The organism is Mycobacterium mantenii, from assembly GCF_001667865.1.
Classification (GTDB): Bacteria; Actinomycetota; Actinomycetes; order Mycobacteriales; family Mycobacteriaceae; genus Mycobacterium; species Mycobacterium mantenii_A.
The window spans coordinates 37,739-54,068 of sequence record NZ_LZJP01000010.1 but is presented as its reverse complement, the minus strand read 5'-3'; the positions used below and the strand labels follow the sequence as shown (position 1 = coordinate 54,068).

Below are 16,330 nucleotides of genomic sequence, written 5' to 3'. Positions count from 1 at the left end.
GCACGATTACCGGCGGATCTCCAGGACCTCGTTCAGCGGGCGTCGCGACGTCGGCACCGGGGGCCGCTCGGTTGGCGGTGCCATCCCCACGCGGACCAGCACCTGCGGCTCGCCGTGCCCAGCGATCAAGCCACGCACGATATCGCGGCTTTCGTCTACTTCGATCAGGTGGGTCAGGGTGCAGGTCGCCATGCCGGCCACGGTGCACTCCAAAAGCACCGTCGACAACGCTTCGCCGCACCTCAACACATCGGTGCGGGTATCTTCCGGCGTTGACAACACAAAGATTTTCGAGCAATCCACCTCGACCTCCATACGCCGTTGCGTATGGCTTCTGACCGGAAACTCTCGTCCCACATCGACGCGGATGTGTTCGCTTTCGGATGCCAACGCCGTAGCGGGGACTCCTTCGGTCACGACGAAGGGTGAAGTCCACCAATCTAATTCGACATGATAAGACCAATCATCGCGGCGGAGCGCCTCGGTGAAGAGCGACGCCTGTACCAGCTGCGGTCGCAGTTCGTCGGGGAGCACGTCAAGGCTCACGACGCTGTCGTCGACGCTGTCCTTGAGCACGGGTTCGAAGACATCCCAGTACCGGGGCCGGCCCAACGGAAGCCGATCGGTTCTGCGCTGCAGGATGGCCTCGGCACGCAGGAGATCGGCATCGGTGACTTGGTCGGCGGGGCTGAAATCGATCAATGCCAGATTGTCGGGTTCATTCGGGTCGGGAAACCGCTTGATCCGGGCTTGCCAACCCGCGGCGAGCATGGCAATCCGAAGGTGATCGAGCACTGCGCCACAACTGATGATCGTCTCTCGACCGGACTGGTCGGCGCCCGGCACCGTCCGATAACGATCGACGAACAAGCGCAGCAGTTCGCCCTCGGCCACCCATCGCCACGGCTGGCTGTTGTGGATGGACGGCGCCCGGCACGCGACGAGTACCGCCTCCCGCAGGATCTGGCTGTTTAGCTTCGGATGCATGACGTCCACCCCTTGCCGAGCTTCCGCTTTGCCTTGACGCTAGGGGCATTACAGCGCTTGGTACTAGGGTCCTACGTCCCGGAGAGCATCGGACGTGCGCAGTCGACGATCAATGCGGGGTTCTAGACGCATTGCGTTCCACGTAGCCCACCACGTCCGCCAACGTCCGTAGCGAAGCGTAGTCGGACTCCGGGATATCGACGTTCAACCGCCGATGTATACCGCGCAGGAAGCTGAGCCAGTCCATGGAATCAAGATCGACCTGATCCCGCAGCAGAACGTCGTCGCGGATTTCGTCGGGTTCGACCTCGGGCGCGATGGTTGTCAGCACGGACAGGACCACGTCACGTATGTCTTCTTCGGTCATGGCGTTTCATTTCTCCAAGAGATCGGGTTGCTGGAGCAACTCGTCGATTGCGGTCAGGAACAACGCACCGCGATGGCCGTCACTTGCCCGGTGGTCTGCGGCGAGGGTGGCTTGCACGGCGGTGACGACTCGGATTCCGCCGTCGATAACGCAAACCCGCTCGGCCGGCTGGCCGAAACCGAGAATGGCCACCTGTGGTGGGTAGATGACTCCGAACACCGCATCGACGCCTTGGTCACCCAGGTTGGTGACGGTGATGGTGGGGTCCGACATCTCCGAACTCCGCAGCGAGAACGAACGCGCCCGGGCCACCAGATCGGTGAGGTCGTCCATCAATTCGTCCAGCTTCTTCTCCGGGACGTCGTGAATGGCCGGGGCGACCAGGCCACCACCGCGCAGCGAGATCCCCACCCCGACATGCACGCCATTCGCGGGCTCGAAGCCGTCTTCTCGCCAGAATCCGTTGAACTCACCGAATCGCTGCGCGGCGATGCCCACAGCTTTCAGCAGCAGGACGGCGGGCAGCACCCGCTCGTCAATGGACCGCTGGGCGTTTCGGGCGGTCAGCCAGCTCAACGACTTCTCCAAGAGGATCTCGTCGGCGAGGTAGTAGTGCGGAATCTCCCGCTTGGACCGGCTCATCGCGGCCGCGATCGACTTGCGCATCTGGGCCGCGCGATCGGCCGGCGTGGCCTTGGTTGCCGGCTTGACCGCCGGTTTGGCGGCCGGTTCGGCAACCGCTGCGGCGTGCTCGACGTCGCTTAGGGTGACGGCACCCTGCGGGCCGGTGCCGCTAACCGCATCGATGGCGACGTGCAGCGATTGGGCCAACCGCCGTGCGGCGGGCGATACCCAGCGCCGATGCCCGGGAGCGGTCGCGGCGGCCGGCGATGGCGCCCTCGACGGCGCGGCCGCCGGCTTTTCGGCGGGTTTCGTCGACGGCCGAGATGGCCGGCGCGGTCGTCGCTCCTCCTTTTCGCCCGGTGCCAGCAAGGTGGCCAATACCGTTCCCACCTGGACGGTTTCGCCGACCGGGATGAGGAGCTCGCTGACGGTGCCCTCCTGCCAGCATTCGACTTCGACCGCGGCTTTGGTGGTCTCGACGACGGCTACGATTTGGCCGCGGGTCACCTTGTCACCGGGTTTGATCAGCCATTCGTTCAGGGTGCCTTCGTCCATGTCGGAGCCCAGAGCCGGCATTGCGAACTCGATCATTGCTGCTCACCGAACAGGCTTTGCACCATCGCGACGATCTTGGCGGTTTGGGGTAGGGCCGCCTGTTCCAGATGCTTCGCGTACGGCATGGGGACTTCCGCGCTGCACACCCGCGCCACCGGGGCGTCGAGGTCGTAGAAAGCCCCCTCCATCACGCGTGCCACGACTTCGGCGGCCAAACTGCCGGTGTGCCAAGCCTCGTCGACGACGACGGCGCGGTGTGTCTTGCGGACCGATTCGAGGATGGTGTCGTCGTCGAGCGGTCGCAGGACCCGCAGATCGACGACCTCGCAATCGATTCCGGCCAGTGACAGCTCATTCGCGGCGTCGAGCGCCTTCCCGAGGGAGCCGCCGTAGGCCACCACGGTCACGTCGTTGCCGGTGCGCCGGACCGCCGCCCGGCAGATGTCGGTGGGGGCGAGGGTGTCGACATCCGACGAGGTGTTGTAGAGCTGAACGTGCTCGAAGATGACCACTGGATCCGGATCGGCCAGCGCCGGTCCGAGCATGCCGTAGGCATCCTCGAGCGTCGCCGGTGCTACCACCTTGATGCCCGGGATATGGGCATACCACGGTTCGAGGCTGTGCGAATGCTGGGCGGCAAGCTGGCGCCCAGCGCCGGTCGCCATTCGGACAACGAGGGGTACCGAGAACTGCCCGCCTGACATATGACGAAGGGCCGCCGCGGTATTGACGATCTGATCGAGCGCCAGCAGGCTGAAGTTGACCGTCATGACTTCCACGATCGGCCGAAGCCCGTTGAGGGAAGCCCCGATTCCGATTCCGACGAAGCCCAATTCGGACAGCGGGGTGTCGCGCACTCGCTCCGGACCGAATTCGTCCAACAGGCCTTTCGACGCCGCGTAGGTCCCGCCGTAACGTCCCACGTCTTCACCCATCAGTACGACGCGCGGGTCGTCGCGCATCGCGTCGCGAATCGCATCGTGGACCGCGGTTCGGTAGGTGGTTTTCATCGCGTGGCCTCCGGCGTCAGCACATCGCGTTCGAGATCCTCCACGTCCTCCCACGTTCCGGCCTCGGCGAACGCCACCGCCTCCTCGATCTCGGTGGCGGCCGCATCCTCGATCTCACCCACGTCGGCCGCCGAAAGGGTGCCGTCGGCCAGGCACTTCTCGGTGAACGCGTGAATCGGGTCGCGTTTGCGCCACTCTTCGATCTCCGCCTTGTCCCGATACAGTTCCGGGTCGAACATCGAGTGCGCCCGGAACCGGTAGGTGCGGAACTCGATGAAAAACGGGCCGCCGGTGTCGCGGACGTGATCGACCCCTTGTTGTGCGGCGGTATGGCATGCCTCGACATCCATCCCGTCGACGGCCAGGGTGGGAACCCGGTACGCCGCCGCCTTGACGGTGAGATCGGTCTGCGACTGTGCTCGATCCAAGGCGGTGCCCATCGCGTAAAGATTGTTCTCGCAACAGAACAGCACCGGCAACTTCCACAGCGCGGCCATGTTCAGCGACTCGTGAAACGCGCCTTCGGCCACCGCTCCGTCGCCGAAATAGCATGCGGTCACCCGCTTCTGCTGCAGCATGGCGTCGGCGAGCGCGATGCCCACCGCGAGCGGCAGGCCGCCGGCGACTATGGCGTTGCCTCCGTAGAACCGCTTGGACGCATCGAAGAGGTGCATCGACCCGCCCCGGCCGCGTGAGCACCCTTCCTGTTTGCCGAACATCTCGGCCATGATCGAGGTCATCGGGATGCCGCGCAGCAGCGCGTGCGCGTGCTCGCGGTAGGTCGCGACCACCGCGTCGTCGTCGGCCAACGCACGCAGCGACCCGGCGGCGACCGCCTCTTCGCCGACGTACAGGTGCAGGAAGCCGCGAATCTTGGCCGCGCTGTAGAGTTCCGCGCATTTTTCCTCCATGCGGCGGACGCGGACCATATCCGACAGGAGTTCGTGGGCCAGTTTGGTATCGGTCATGACGGTACCCCTTCGACGTTCTGGTCGGGGTGCTGCTCGATGGTGGAGGTATCACCTTCGGGCAGTCCCAGTTCACGTGCCTTCAGCAGCCGGCGCATGATCTTGCCGCTGCTCGTGTGGGGCAGCGAGTCGACGAAATCGAGCTCCTTCGGCGCCACCGTGGCCCCGAGTCGCTTGCGCGCGTGGCCAATCAGTTCCAGACGCAGGTCCTCGTCGCCGACTATGCCGTTCTTCAGGGTGACGAAGGCTTTGACCATTTCACCGACGGTCGGATCGGGCTTGCCGATGACCGCCGCCTCGGCCACCGCCGGATGATCGGTCAGCGCGCTCTCCACCTCGAAGGGACCGATCAGATGTCCCGCCGACTTGATCACATCGTCTTTGCGTCCGACGAACCAGAAGTACCCGTCGGCGTCCTTCTTGGCGAGGTCTCCGGTCAGATACAGTCCGTCCGCGAAACAGTTTCGATATCGCTCCTCGGCGTTGAGATAGCCGCGGAACATCGATGGCCAGCCCGGCTTGAGCGCGAGCTCACCCTCGACGTCGGGTTGATCGATGACCGTGATGGAGCCGTCGTCGTTGTGGCCCACGATATATGCGTCCACGCCGGGAAGCGGTCGGCCCATCGAGCCGGGCTTGATGTCGAACGCCGGGGTGTTCGCGATCATGATCCCGCCGGTTTCCGTCTGCCACCAATTGTCATGAATTGGTAAGCCCAGCACTCGCTTTCCCCACCACACCGCCTCGGGGTTGAGCGGCTCGCCCACGCTCGCGATAAAGCGCAGCCGGGGAAAACTGTACTGCGCCGGCAGTTCGGGGCCCGCTTTGATCAGCATCCTTATCGCGGTCGGCGCCGTATACCAGACCGACACACCCTGATCTTGCAGGACCCCGTACCACCGCTTCGCATCGAACTCCGCCTCGTCGACGATCGAGGTGACTCCGTGCAGCAGGGGACTGATGATCCCGTAGGACATTCCGGTAACCCAACCGGGATCCGCTGTGCACCAATAGGTGTCGTCGCGGTGTAGGTCAAGCGCGTACAAGCCGGTGACGTAGTGCATCGCAACCGCGCCGTGGACGTGAATTGCGCCTTTGGGCGTACCGGTGGTGCCGCTGGTGAAGTGCAGCAGCGCCGGGTCGTCGGCGGTGGTGGGTTCGATCGGCGTGTTCTCGTTGGCGGCGTCCATCCATTGCCAGAAGTTCAGCGTTCCGGGCAACTGAACGTCGGATCTGCTTTCGTCGACCACCAATATGTGCCGGACCGACGGTATCCGATGGCGGACCTTGGCGATCTTGCGCTCGTAAATCGCCTTGGTGGTCACCAGCACGTCGGCCTGACCGATGTCTATTCTCGTCGTGATCGGTTCGGGTCCGAAGGCCGAGAACAATGGTGAGACGACACTGCCGTTGCGCAGCGCACCCATGATGGTGATGTACAGCTCGGGGCTACGCCCCATGAGCGTGAAGACGCGACCGCCCTTGTAAATGCCCAGCGAGCGCAGCACGCCGGAGAATCGCCTGGAAAACCGGGCGAGCTCGGCGTAGCTGAGATCGTGTGTGCCGATCGCACCGTCCCAGCCCTTGCCGGTGATGAACCGCAACGCCGTGCGGTTGGCGGTCACGCCGACTGCGTGCCGGTCGACGGCGGCGTAGGCGATGTTGCACCCGCCCGGACCCATGCCCTCGCACAGCTGCGGCACATCGGACCAGCGAAATTTCGCGCGCGCCTCCTCGTAGTTCATGAGGTTCGGCGGGATGGTCAAGTCACGGGGTTGTTTGCGGATGATATCCATGCAGAAGTCCTAGAGGTCTGACCGATCGGTGACAGCAAGGACCTTCCGCAAGCGCGGGTGGGTGCTCCCGGCGTAGTGCTCGACGCGGCAGATGGCTGCCATGACTGTCCCTTTTCGTCGCGTGGGTGTGTTCATCGTTTTCCGGGTACTGCGTGCCGCAATAGAGACGAAAGTCATCGACAGAGACGTGTTTCGTCCTTTGAATCGCTGCCGTTCGACGCGGGAGTCGGCTGCGCGACGTCTTGCCGCCGTAGAGTCCAAGGCCGCAACGGTGGGGACCTAGGACCCTGGCGTCGGGTGCCCGTTTGCCGAAAGGTCGTAACCACCGACTGACAGGTGAAAGTGATGACCCAAATGACGGCGGACACCAACGTGATCACGGCGGCGGTCGAGTTGGCCTGTCACGCTCCGTCGCTGCACAACAGCCAGCCCTGGCGCTGGATTGCCGGCGGCTCCGGTGTGGACCTGTTCCTTGATCCGCACCGGACGGTGACCTCGACCGACAAATCCGGACGAGAGGCGATCATCAGCTGCGGTGCGGCGCTCGATCACTTTCGGATCGCCATGGCCGCGGTCGGCTGGAACACGAACGTCGAGCCGTTTCCGAATCCGAACAATCTCGGCCACCTCGCCTCGATCGACTTTGTGTCGACCGATTATGTCGCGCCGGCCCGCCGCGACCTTGCCGACGCGATATTGCGCCGCCGGACGAGCCGGTTGCCGTTTGGAGCTCCCGAGCATTGGTCGTCGTTCGAACCGGTGCTACGCAACGCGTTGGAGGATGCATTCGTCACCCTCGACGTGCTGGGTGCAGAGGCGCGGCCGCGGCTGGCGGACGCGGCGCGGCTCACCGAAGCCCTGCGCCGCTACGACGACGGTTACCACCATGAATTGGATTGGTGGACATCGCCGTTGAGAAAGTACGAGGGTATTCCCGAAAGCGCACTGATTTCGGAAGCGGACGACCGCAGAGTGGATGTGAACCGCCGATTCCCCATCGACCCGTTGGACGAGCGGAGTTCAGCGGGGACCTACGACGAAGCGAAAATCCTCGTCCTGTCGACACTCGGGGACTCGCGGCTCGATGCGCTCCGATGCGGCGAGGCGCTGTCAACGATCTTGCTGGAGTCCACGATGGCCGGCTTGGCGACATGCCCGGTAACCCACATCACGGAGCTGGAATCGACCAGGGAGATGATTCGGGATCTGACCGGCCGGTTCGCCCTACCGCAGATCCTCGTCCGGGTGGGAGTCGAACCCGAGGGTGAGTTGCATCCGGAGCGGACGCCGCGGCGACCGCTGAGCGAGGTCTTGGAGATCCGACGCTAGGGCCTTCGGCGCGCTGAGTTTGCCGGACGAGTGGCAGTTGTCAGCGGTCGAGCAGCCCGATCAATAGGGACTTCAGGCCCTAGGCGATACCCGATCGCAACGAAAAAATGAGGCGGCCAACGATTTAATCGGGGTCGCCTTGGACCCGCGATAGGGCACTGAAATGACATTGGCACTGCAAAGAAGCTGATATCGACGCGACGGCGCGGCGCATACCGCAGGTACATATACAGGGAAGTGAAATGGTCTCTCCGCTGGGTGATCGATTACTGCTGACTGGTTCCGATGTCGACGCGCTCGCTTGGCAATTCACCATTTCCACCTATGCGGACGACATCTATGCGGATTGGCCGCTGGATCGCCGGCTGGAGGGGTTTCTCCGCCAGCGCGGCCTGTTCAGCATCGCTGAGGATGGCGACGCATTCGGCCTCGTGTTCGACCGTGTCATGGAATGCATCAGTGCGCAGTCGCAACGCATTCCACGCGGCTGAAGGCCGCCCGCGACCACGCGTCGTTCTGCCGCCGAAGGCGTTCGAGGGTGGCCGCCAGATACCTTTCGCCGCCGCTCCGAGTCAATGTCATCGTGGCCGGTCGGGGAGCTGACGAACGACCTACGACCCGGGGACTTCGGTCCCTTTCGGCATTGCCGGCCGATTGGTGCGATGGAAGCGCAACCATTGCAAATCTCGATATCAGGAGATACCCATGAGCACCGTTTCCCTTCGGCGCCGGCCGATGTCGCTGTTCCCGGAGTTCTCGGAGCTATTCGCCGGCTTCCCTTCCCTGGCCGGGCTGCGTCCCGCCTTCGACACCCGCGTGATGCGGCTCGAGGACGAGATGAAAGACGGTCGCTACGTGGTGCGCGCGGAAATGCCGGGCGTCGACCCCGCAAAGGACATCGACATCACCGTGCGTGACGGGCAACTGACGATCAAGGCCGAGCGTAGCGAGAAGAAGGACTTCGATGGGCGCTCGGAGTTCTCGTACGGCTCGTTCGTGCGGAGTGTGTCCCTGCCGGCCGGCGCTGACGAGGGAAGCATCGAAGCCACTTACGACAAGGGAATTCTCACTGTCGCGGTGGCAGTCTCGGAAGCGAAGCCGGCCGAGCGACACATCGAAGTGCAATCGGCCAATGGTCAGTGACCGCGGCGCATGATGACCAGAGCGGCTGACGTCACCCGGCGCTCGCCGCGGCGCGTGTTTCGCGACCGCCGCGAGGCCGGTCAGGTGCTGGCGAACCTGCTCACCGCGTACCGGGATCGACCCGACGTGATCGTCCTGGGTTTGGCCAGGGGAGGGTTGCCCGTGGCATGGGAGGTGGCCGCAGCGCTGCACGCCCCGCTGGACGCCTTTATCGTGCGCAAGCTCGGCGCGCCCGGGCATGAGGAGTTCGCGGTCGGGGCACTGGCGAGCGGGGGCCGCGTCGTCGTCAATGACGATGTCGTGCGGGGCTTGCGGATCACCCCGCAGCAACTGCGTCTCATCGCCGAACGCGAAGGCCGCGAACTGATTCGGCGCGAGGCCGCCTACCGTGACGGACGTCCACCTGTGGAGGTGGCCGGCAAGACGGTCATCCTCGTCGATGATGGTCTGGCCACCGGCGCAAGCATGCTCGCGGCGGTGCAGGCATTGCGTGAGGCCGAGCCCGCCCAGATCGTGATGGCCGTGCCCGCGGCCCCGGAATCTACCTGTCGGGAATTCGCCGGCCTGGTTGACGACGTCGTATGCGCAAGTATGCCAACCCCATTTCTCGCCGTTGGGGAGTCGTTCTGGGACTTCCGTCAGGTCACCGACGAGGAGGTTCGTCAGCTGCTCGCCACGCCCACGACAGCGGTGCCGGCTACGACGGCCGCGGAGTGGACCCCGGCCCAGATTGTCGCCAGTGTGGCCATCGATGCGCCGGCGGGCATCCCGTCGCGTGAAACGTTGGACCAGCTGATCGGTGATGCGCGGATCGTACTGATCGGCGAGAGTTCACATGGCACGCATGAGTTTTACGAGGCGCGGGCCGCAATCACGAAATGGCTGATCGACGAGAAGGGGTTTTGCGCAGTCGCCGCGGAGGCCGACTGGCCGGACGCCTACCGGGTGAATCGCTACGTTCACGGCCGGGGCGAAGACGAAAGCGCGGATGCCGCATTGAGCGGGTTCGAGCGCTTTCCGGCCTGGATGTGGCGCAACACGGTAGTCCGTGATTTCGTTGACTGGCTCCGTGTGCGCAACCAGCGGCAGGAGTCGAACGGGCAACGGCAGGCCGGATTTTACGGACTCGATCTGTACAGCCTGCACCGATCGTTGCAGGAAGTTATCGGCTACCTCGAAAAGGTCGATCCGAAGGCGGCGACGCGGGCGCGGGAGCGCTATGCGTGTTTCGATCACGCCTCCGCCGCTGATGGGCAGGCGTACGGTTTTGCGGCGGCATTCGGCGCCGGCCCGTCGTGCGAGACGGAAGCCGTCGAACAGCTGGTGGACATCCAGCGTCACGCACTTGCTTACGCGCGCATGGATGGACTGCTCGCCGAAGACGAACTGTTCTACGCCGAGCAGAATGCGCAGACCGTTCGCAACGCTGAGATGTACTACCGGACGATGTTCAGCGGGCGCGTCAGCTCGTGGAACCTGCGCGACACGCACATGGCGCAGACACTCGGAGCGCTGGTGAAACATCTAGACCGTCATTCGGATGTTCCGTCGGCGCGAATCGTGGTGTGGGCTCACAACTCTCATGTCGGAGATGCCCGGGCGACGGAGGTTTGGGCGGATGGGCAGCTCACGCTCGGACAGCTCGTCCGTCAGGAGTATGGCGAAGAGTCCCGACTGATCGGGTTCAGCACGTACGACGGCACGGTCACCGCCGCCAGCGAGTGGGGCGGGGTTGCGGAACGAAAGACCGTGCGGCCGGCGCTCAACGGAAGTATCGAGGAACTCCTGCACGAGGCCGGGAAACCGTCGTTCCTGGTGTCGGCACTCATCAAGCCGGAAGCCGCCGACCCGCTCAGCGCCGTTAGGTTGGGACGCGCCATCGGCGTCATCTACCGGCCCGAAACGGAGCGGCAAAGCCACTACTTCCACGTGCGGCCCGCGGACCAGTTCGACGCGATGATCCATATCGATAGCACCCGAGCGCTCGAGCCCCTGGAGCCCACCAGCCTCTGGATCGCGGGCGAAACACCGGAAACCTACCCCACCGGACTGTGATCAACGAAGCGGAGCCAACGGACATGGATGCGCCAAACCACGCAGTGCCCGGCAGGGTGCAGATCGTCACGTTGACCCTGAATCCGGCCCTGGACATCACAACTAGTGTCGACGTGGTGCGGCCGACAGACAAAATGCGCTGTCAGGCAACGCGTTACGATCCAGGCGGCGGCGGCATCAACGTTGCTCGCGTCGCGAATGTGCTGGGTGCTTCGGTATCCGCCATATTCACCGTCGGCGGACCGACCGGTGCTCTTGTGGCGTCATTTGTCCGCGAGGAGGGAGTGCCCTGTCAGCTGATCGAGATCGAGGCGTCGACTCGTGAAAGCTTCACTGTCAACGAAAATAGTTCGGGTCGGCAATACCGTTTCGTTCTTCCCGGACCATGGCTGTCGTCCGCCGAACAGGCGCGGTGTCTCGACCGGCTGCGGGCGGAGGCGGAGTCGGCCGACTTCGTCGTGGCGAGCGGTAGCCTGCCACCAGGCGTACCGCCCGACTACTACCAGCTGGTTGCCGACATATGCCGGGATGTGGGCGCCCGGCTTATCCTGGACACGTCCGGCGGGGGATTGCAGCACATCTCTTCTGGTGTGTATCTGCTCAAGGCGAGCGTGCGGGAACTGGGCGAGCGCGTCGGAGGCCTGCTCGTCACGGAGTCCGAACAATTGGCCGCCGCAAATTCGCTTGTCGAAAGCGGTTGCGCACAAGTGGTCCTCGTGTCACTGGGGTCTCGCGGAGCGCTGCTCGCCACGCCGCAGGGCAGCCAGCGATTCTCCGCAATCACGGTCCACGGCGGTGGGAGCGGTGTCGGGGCGGGCGATGCCATGGTTGGCGCCATCGCGACCGGGCTCGGCCGCGGGTGGCCGCTCGTCAAATCCGTCCGCTTGGGGATAGCGGCGGGCGCGGCGATGTCAATGACACCTGGTACGGAAGTCAGCACCCGGGCGGACATCGAAAAATTGTTTGCGTTGGCCGCCGAGCCGTCCGACCTCAGCCGCCGTTAAGCGGTGCTCAGATACGAAACCGTCTTCGGTGTCGCACCTTCGGGACGAACGGCTGTCGAGGTAAGGCCTAAGGACCCCTCCATTACGGGTGGAGAATCCCTAGCCTGGCAGTGGGCCGATAAGTGATGGACCGCAACCGCAGGAGCTCTGATGAATCAGCTGCACTCGAAGTCGGTAGTCGTCGGCGTCGACGGGTCGCAAGCTGGGGTGAACGCTGCGAAATGGGCGGTCGACGAGGCGATCACGCGACAGCTACCCCTTCGCCTCGTCCATGTCGCCGGACGCAAGGGATCCCGATCCACATCCGCGCAGCCTTCCGACTGGGAGCTCGAAGCCGGCGAGACCGCCCTTTGCCAGGCCGAAGTTGCCGTGCAGGGTGCGGGAAAAGCCGTTGAGGTTGAAACGGTCCTGCTCTCGGGCGACCCGGAGCAGGTTTTGATCAATGAATCGGTGGATGCGGCCCTGGTGTGTGTCGGAACCGATCGGCGTGGATGGTCGGCCGAGAAGTTGCTGGGGGCAACGGAGGCCGCGTTGGCGATGAAAGCCCACTGCCCGGTGGCAATCATCCGAACCAACCCTGACGGATCGCCCGCGCAGCCCGGTGTGATCGCCGTCGTGCTCAACGATGAACCCGATAACGAAGAGGTTATCCACCAGGCCATGGAGGAAGGTCGGCGCCGCAACGCCACTGTGCGGCAGATCGATCGGCGCCTCAACAGCTGGGTTCGGCGCTACCCGGACGTGCCCGTTCAGGTCGTCGCCGCCGGCACCGGCTCGAGGTCCTCTGAGAACCATAGCAGTGCAATCGAACTCGCCGTTGTCGGCAAAGCCGATGCGGATCAAATAGCCGAGCTCGGCACACCCAACTCGCACCCGATTCTGGGTTATCCCAACTGCTCAGTGCTGATCATCCGTGACTAGATCCGAAAGCCTCGCGATGAACGAGTTACGGACAGATCGACCGATCGCCGTCGGTATCGACGGATCGAAGGCGGCGGTGCAGGCGGCGCTTTGGGCGGTGGACGAGGCGATGACCCGGGACGCGCCGCTGCGATTGGTATATGCGATTGAGCGGGGCGACGGGGATGCCGAACCGGAGGTCATCGCGCGCGCGTTCGCCGCGGCGGAAACCGCAATCGAACGTGCCCTCACGGCAATCGAATCCACGGGACAGCAGGTCAAGACGGAGACAGAGATCGTCCAGGGGCCGGCGATCAGGTCGTTGATTGCGGTATCGGCATCAGCGGCCATGGTGTGTGTGGGCGCGATGGGGTTGCGCCATTTTCGTGCGGGCCGGGTGGGTTCCACCGCCGCCGCCCTGGCTATCTCCGCGCAGTGTCCCGTGGCCATCGTTCGGGGACTTCACGATCAGACCGGACAGCTGGGCGGCAGGATCGTGGTCGAGGTGGGCAACCCTCCCGATTGCGTTGAATTGCTGGGCGTTGCCATGGAAGAAGCTCGGACGCGCAGCGCAACGGTTCAGGCGATCATATGCCGGCGAACCGTGTCCTACGGCACGGCGGCCGAGGACAAGGACGACCGTCGCGCAATCGCCGACCTTGACCGCCGCCTGTCCGGTTGGAGACGTCGTCACCCCGAGATTCGGGTGGAGTCGGCAGCGGTGCACAACACCCTTTTCGAATATCTGGCATGCAACCGCGGATCGGTGCAGCTCGCCATCGTCGGCTCCGACAACCGTGAACACCTGAAAGAACTGGTCGGGCCGGTCGGCAGTGCCGTGCTCCAAGACGGCGACTGCTCGCTGCTGGTCGTCAAAGGCCGGCATCTGTGAGATCGGACGACGATGACGATGCAAAATATCGCGAAATTTCCCGACCCGGGTGCCTCGCCCGGCCGACAGGAAGGACTCGCCATGGTTACGGTCTTCTTGGTCGATGACCATGAAGTGGTCCGCCGCGGACTTACCGATCTGTTGACGGCGGAACCCGGGCTGGACGTCATCGGCGATGCGGGCTCAGTGTCCGAAGCGATGGTGCGAATACCGGCGGTGAGGCCCGATGTCGCCGTGCTCGACGTGCGCCTCCCGGATGGCAACGGCATCGAATTGTGCCGTGACCTGCTGTCGGAGCTCCCAGGCCTGCGGTGTCTGATGTTGACGTCGTTCACCTCCGATGAGGCGATGCTCGAGGCGATCCTGGCCGGCGCCAGCGGTTACGTCGTCAAGGACATCAGGGGGATGGAGCTCGCGCAGGCGATCAGGGACGTTGGCGCCGGCAAGTCGCTGCTGGACAACCGCGCGGCCGCCGCGCTGATGGCAAGGCTCCGCGGCGCCTCGGAACACAGGGATCCGCTGTCCGGATTGACCGAACGCGAGCGAACGTTGCTCGGCCTGCTCGGCGAGGGCCTGACCAACCGGCAGATCGCGGCCCGGATGTTCTTGGCCGAGAAGACGGTGAAGAACTATGTGTCCCGGCTGCTGACCAAGCTCGGTATGGAGCGGCGGACCCAGGCGGCGGTGTTTGCCTCGACGTTGGAGCGGCGCTTCGATCCAACGGCGATCGGCAGCTGACCTGCGAAGACGGCCGCCGCGGCCAGCGTCGATTGTTGGGCTCTTGGCGCACCCGGACTAAGCTGGCCTGTGCGCCGTCGCGTTGATGTTGCGATCATGCAAGTGCGACGCGCGGTTGCTGTAGGGCCGGAATTGTCGGAGGTAGCGGGTCGAGTGGCCAACGACGACAGCGGCTCGGGTTACACCGGGTTGGGCCAGCGTGGGCTGGTAGGCAGGATGCACCAGCAACTCGACGAGTTGCTGGTGGCGCGCGATCAGATGGAGCGATTGCTGCATGTGATCGTCGAGATCGGCTCGGGTCTCGAACTCGACGCGACCCTGCGCCGGATCGTTCACGCCGCCAAGGACCTGACTCGCGCCCCCTACGGCGCGCTCGCCATACGCGACTCCGATGGTGGGTTGATCTCGTTCGTCCATGACGGGATCGATGAAGAGACAGCGGCGCGGATCGGCCACCTGCCGGTCGGCAAGGGCGTGCTTTCCATCTCGCTTCTCGACACGCCCGCGTTGCGCCTGGACGACCTCACAAGGCACCCGGCCGCTGTCGGATTCCCCGAGCATCATCCTCCGATGCGTGGCTTCATCGGGGTGCCCATCACCATCCGCGGGGCGGTGTTCGGGAACCTCTATCTGACCCACGACGAGCCCGGACGGGTGTTCTCCGAATCCGATGAGGTTGCCGCACGCGCATTGGCGATTGCGGCGGCCGTTGCCATCGATAACGCGCAACTGTTCGAGCGCGAGCGCACCTCGGTGAAATGGATGGAAGCCAGCAGGGAGATCACCACCGCCCTGTTGTCCAACGCCGAATCGGGCCCGAAGCTCTTGCAGTTGATCGCCGACCGCGCATGCGCGCTGACCGAGGCCGAGCAGGCGATCGTGCTGGTACCGGTCGATGCCGACCTCCCCGTTGACGAGATCGACACGCTGGTGATCTCTGCGGCGGTGGGGCTCAACGCCTCCGAGGTGGTCGGCCAACAGGTTCCGGTGGACGGTTCCACCAGCGGTCGCGTTTTCCGCTCCGGGGCGGCGGTGATCAGCGAGTCGTTGAGCTACCCGATTCAGGCTTTCACCGATGTCGGGCAACGCAGCGCAATCCTGATGCCGTTGCGAACCGATGACGACGTCATAGGCGTGATCGCCGTCGCACGGAGCGCAGACCGGCCACCGTTCGATGACAGTTACCTAGACCTGGTCAGCGATTTCGCCACCCACGCGGCGCTGGCACTGGTGCTCGCGTCGGGTCGCGAGCACGCCCGCCAGCTGACCCTGGTCGGCGAGCGTGAGCGCATCGCACACGACTTGCACGACCATGTCATCCAACGGTTGTTCGCCGCAGGCATGGACCTGCAAGGCACGGTCGCGCGGGCACGTTCGCCGGAGGTCGTGGAGCGACTCAACCGCACACTGGATGATCTTCAAACCATCATCGAGGAGATCCGCACCACCATCTTCCAACTGAAATCGCCTCTGCAGCACGAAAGTGGCTTCCGGCAGCGCATTCAGCGCGTGGTCACCGATCTCACCGAAAACCGTGACATCGTCACCACCGTGCGCATGCATGGGCCGATGACCGCTGTCGGCGGCGAGCTTGCCGAGCATGCCGAAGCGGTCACCGCGGAAGCCGTGAGCAATGCGGTGCGCCACTCCGGGGCGTCGCGGCTGACGATCGAAGTCGACGTCGCGGACATGCTGACTCTCGACATCATCGACAACGGCAGCGGCATACCCGACGACAATCGTCGCCGCAGTGGTCTGGCGAATATGGCGTACCGCGCCGAACAGGTCGGTGGCCGCTGTGAGATCTCGAACCATGCCGCGGGTGGTACCCGCGTGCACTGGACCGCTCCGCTCACCGATCACTGATCCGCCAACGGCGTTCACCGATCGCGGGGACCAATGGCACGGACGGGGGGTCCAACGACCCTGCCCGATTGCGCGACATCCCCATAGCGTCATGTG

General features: G+C 64.4%; 15 protein-coding genes. 9 read left to right on the top strand and 6 right to left on the bottom strand.

Going from position 1 to position 16,330, the window contains the following annotated elements:
* Window positions 1-6: 6 nt before the first annotated feature.
* From A5688_RS01020 to acsA, 6 genes are all read right to left on the bottom strand, one after another.
* Window positions 7-987: an Acg family FMN-binding oxidoreductase gene (locus A5688_RS01020; RefSeq protein WP_067831706.1), complete on the bottom strand. Its 981-nt coding sequence runs from the start codon at window positions 985-987 to the stop codon at window positions 7-9.
* 109 nt (window positions 988-1,096) lie between these two features.
* Window positions 1,097-1,354: an acyl carrier protein gene (locus A5688_RS01015; RefSeq protein ID WP_067831509.1), complete on the bottom strand. Its 258-nt coding sequence runs from the start codon at window positions 1,352-1,354 to the stop codon at window positions 1,097-1,099.
* A 6-nt stretch (window positions 1,355-1,360) separates the two neighbouring features.
* Window positions 1,361-2,569 (bottom strand): dihydrolipoamide acetyltransferase family protein, encoded by a 1,209-nt coding sequence (locus tag A5688_RS01010; protein ID WP_067914654.1) that lies wholly within the window; start codon window positions 2,567-2,569, stop codon window positions 1,361-1,363.
* The gene (locus tag A5688_RS01005; RefSeq protein WP_067914652.1) at window positions 2,566-3,543 is read right to left on the bottom strand and encodes an alpha-ketoacid dehydrogenase subunit beta; all 978 of its coding nucleotides are present in this window, start codon (window positions 3,541-3,543) and stop codon (window positions 2,566-2,568) included. Before A5688_RS01005 ends, A5688_RS01010 begins: the two co-directional genes overlap by 4 nt.
* Complete coding sequence (gene pdhA, locus A5688_RS01000) at window positions 3,540-4,511, bottom strand: pyruvate dehydrogenase (acetyl-transferring) E1 component subunit alpha (RefSeq protein ID WP_067831514.1); 972 nt, start codon at window positions 4,509-4,511, stop codon at window positions 3,540-3,542. The genes A5688_RS01005 and pdhA overlap by 4 nt, the downstream gene beginning before the upstream one ends.
* Window positions 4,508-6,307, bottom strand: coding sequence for an acetate--CoA ligase (acsA, locus tag A5688_RS00995; RefSeq protein ID WP_067914650.1), 1,800 nt, complete (start codon window positions 6,305-6,307; stop codon window positions 4,508-4,510). The genes pdhA and acsA overlap by 4 nt, the downstream gene beginning before the upstream one ends.
* A 342-nt stretch (window positions 6,308-6,649) precedes the next feature.
* On the opposite strand from acsA, the gene A5688_RS00990 reads away from it, so the two are divergent.
* The 9 genes from A5688_RS00990 to A5688_RS00950 all read left to right on the top strand — a co-directional run bounded on the left by A5688_RS00990 (window position 6,650) and on the right by A5688_RS00950 (window position 16,234).
* A complete protein-coding gene (locus A5688_RS00990; protein ID WP_082951137.1) occupies window positions 6,650-7,636 on the top strand; it encodes an Acg family FMN-binding oxidoreductase in 987 nt (328 codons plus the stop codon).
* 242 nt (window positions 7,637-7,878) lie between these two features.
* On the top strand, window positions 7,879-8,127 hold the full coding sequence (locus tag A5688_RS00985; protein WP_067831520.1) for a hypothetical protein: 249 nt from the start codon (window positions 7,879-7,881) through the stop codon (window positions 8,125-8,127).
* A gap of 214 nt (window positions 8,128-8,341) precedes the next feature.
* A complete protein-coding gene (locus tag A5688_RS00980) occupies window positions 8,342-8,779 on the top strand; it encodes an Hsp20/alpha crystallin family protein (protein ID WP_067831522.1) in 438 nt (145 codons plus the stop codon).
* Between the two features lie 9 nt (window positions 8,780-8,788).
* Window positions 8,789-10,834, top strand: a complete 2,046-nt coding sequence (locus tag A5688_RS00975) for an erythromycin esterase family protein (RefSeq protein WP_207546575.1) — start codon at window positions 8,789-8,791, stop codon at window positions 10,832-10,834.
* A gap of 23 nt (window positions 10,835-10,857) precedes the next feature.
* Window positions 10,858-11,838 carry a 1-phosphofructokinase family hexose kinase gene (locus A5688_RS00970; RefSeq protein ID WP_067831711.1) on the top strand — a complete coding sequence of 327 codons (981 nt, stop codon included), beginning with the start codon at window positions 10,858-10,860 and terminating at the stop codon, window positions 11,836-11,838.
* Window positions 11,839-11,988: 150 nt separating this feature from the next.
* Entirely contained in the window at window positions 11,989-12,759 is a 771-nt protein-coding gene (locus A5688_RS00965; RefSeq protein ID WP_067831524.1) for a universal stress protein, read from the top strand.
* A 16-nt stretch (window positions 12,760-12,775) separates the two neighbouring features.
* Window positions 12,776-13,630, top strand: coding sequence for a universal stress protein (locus A5688_RS00960; protein WP_067831527.1), 855 nt, complete (start codon window positions 12,776-12,778; stop codon window positions 13,628-13,630).
* An 81-nt stretch (window positions 13,631-13,711) separates the two neighbouring features.
* Complete coding sequence (locus tag A5688_RS00955) at window positions 13,712-14,368, top strand: response regulator transcription factor (protein WP_067914679.1); 657 nt, start codon at window positions 13,712-13,714, stop codon at window positions 14,366-14,368.
* A 216-nt stretch (window positions 14,369-14,584) separates the two neighbouring features.
* Window positions 14,585-16,234: a GAF domain-containing sensor histidine kinase gene (locus tag A5688_RS00950; protein WP_082951139.1), complete on the top strand. Its 1,650-nt coding sequence runs from the start codon at window positions 14,585-14,587 to the stop codon at window positions 16,232-16,234.
* Window positions 16,235-16,330 lie beyond the last annotated feature (96 nt).

Coding starts and splice junctions, on each gene's coding strand:
- A5688_RS00955 (WP_067914679.1), top strand. CDS start 13,712: ATGGTTACGGTCTTCTTGGTCGATGACCATGAAGTGGTCCGCCGCGGA.
- A5688_RS01005 (WP_067914652.1), bottom strand. CDS start 3,543: ATGAAAACCACCTACCGAACCGCGGTCCACGATGCGATTCGCGACGCG.
- A5688_RS01020 (WP_067831706.1), bottom strand. CDS start 987: ATGCATCCGAAGCTAAACAGCCAGATCCTGCGGGAGGCGGTACTCGTC.
- A5688_RS01015 (WP_067831509.1), bottom strand. CDS start 1,354: ATGACCGAAGAAGACATACGTGACGTGGTCCTGTCCGTGCTGACAACC.
- A5688_RS00980 (WP_067831522.1), top strand. CDS start 8,342: ATGAGCACCGTTTCCCTTCGGCGCCGGCCGATGTCGCTGTTCCCGGAG.
- A5688_RS00965 (WP_067831524.1), top strand. CDS start 11,989: ATGAATCAGCTGCACTCGAAGTCGGTAGTCGTCGGCGTCGACGGGTCG.
- A5688_RS00970 (WP_067831711.1), top strand. CDS start 10,858: ATGGATGCGCCAAACCACGCAGTGCCCGGCAGGGTGCAGATCGTCACG.
- pdhA (WP_067831514.1), bottom strand. CDS start 4,511: ATGACCGATACCAAACTGGCCCACGAACTCCTGTCGGATATGGTCCGC.
- A5688_RS00985 (WP_067831520.1), top strand. CDS start 7,879: ATGGTCTCTCCGCTGGGTGATCGATTACTGCTGACTGGTTCCGATGTC.
- A5688_RS00975 (WP_207546575.1), top strand. CDS start 8,789: ATGATGACCAGAGCGGCTGACGTCACCCGGCGCTCGCCGCGGCGCGTG.
- acsA (WP_067914650.1), bottom strand. CDS start 6,307: ATGGATATCATCCGCAAACAACCCCGTGACTTGACCATCCCGCCGAAC.
- A5688_RS00950 (WP_082951139.1), top strand. CDS start 14,585: ATGCACCAGCAACTCGACGAGTTGCTGGTGGCGCGCGATCAGATGGAG.
- A5688_RS01010 (WP_067914654.1), bottom strand. CDS start 2,569: ATGATCGAGTTCGCAATGCCGGCTCTGGGCTCCGACATGGACGAAGGC.
- A5688_RS00960 (WP_067831527.1), top strand. CDS start 12,776: ATGAACGAGTTACGGACAGATCGACCGATCGCCGTCGGTATCGACGGA.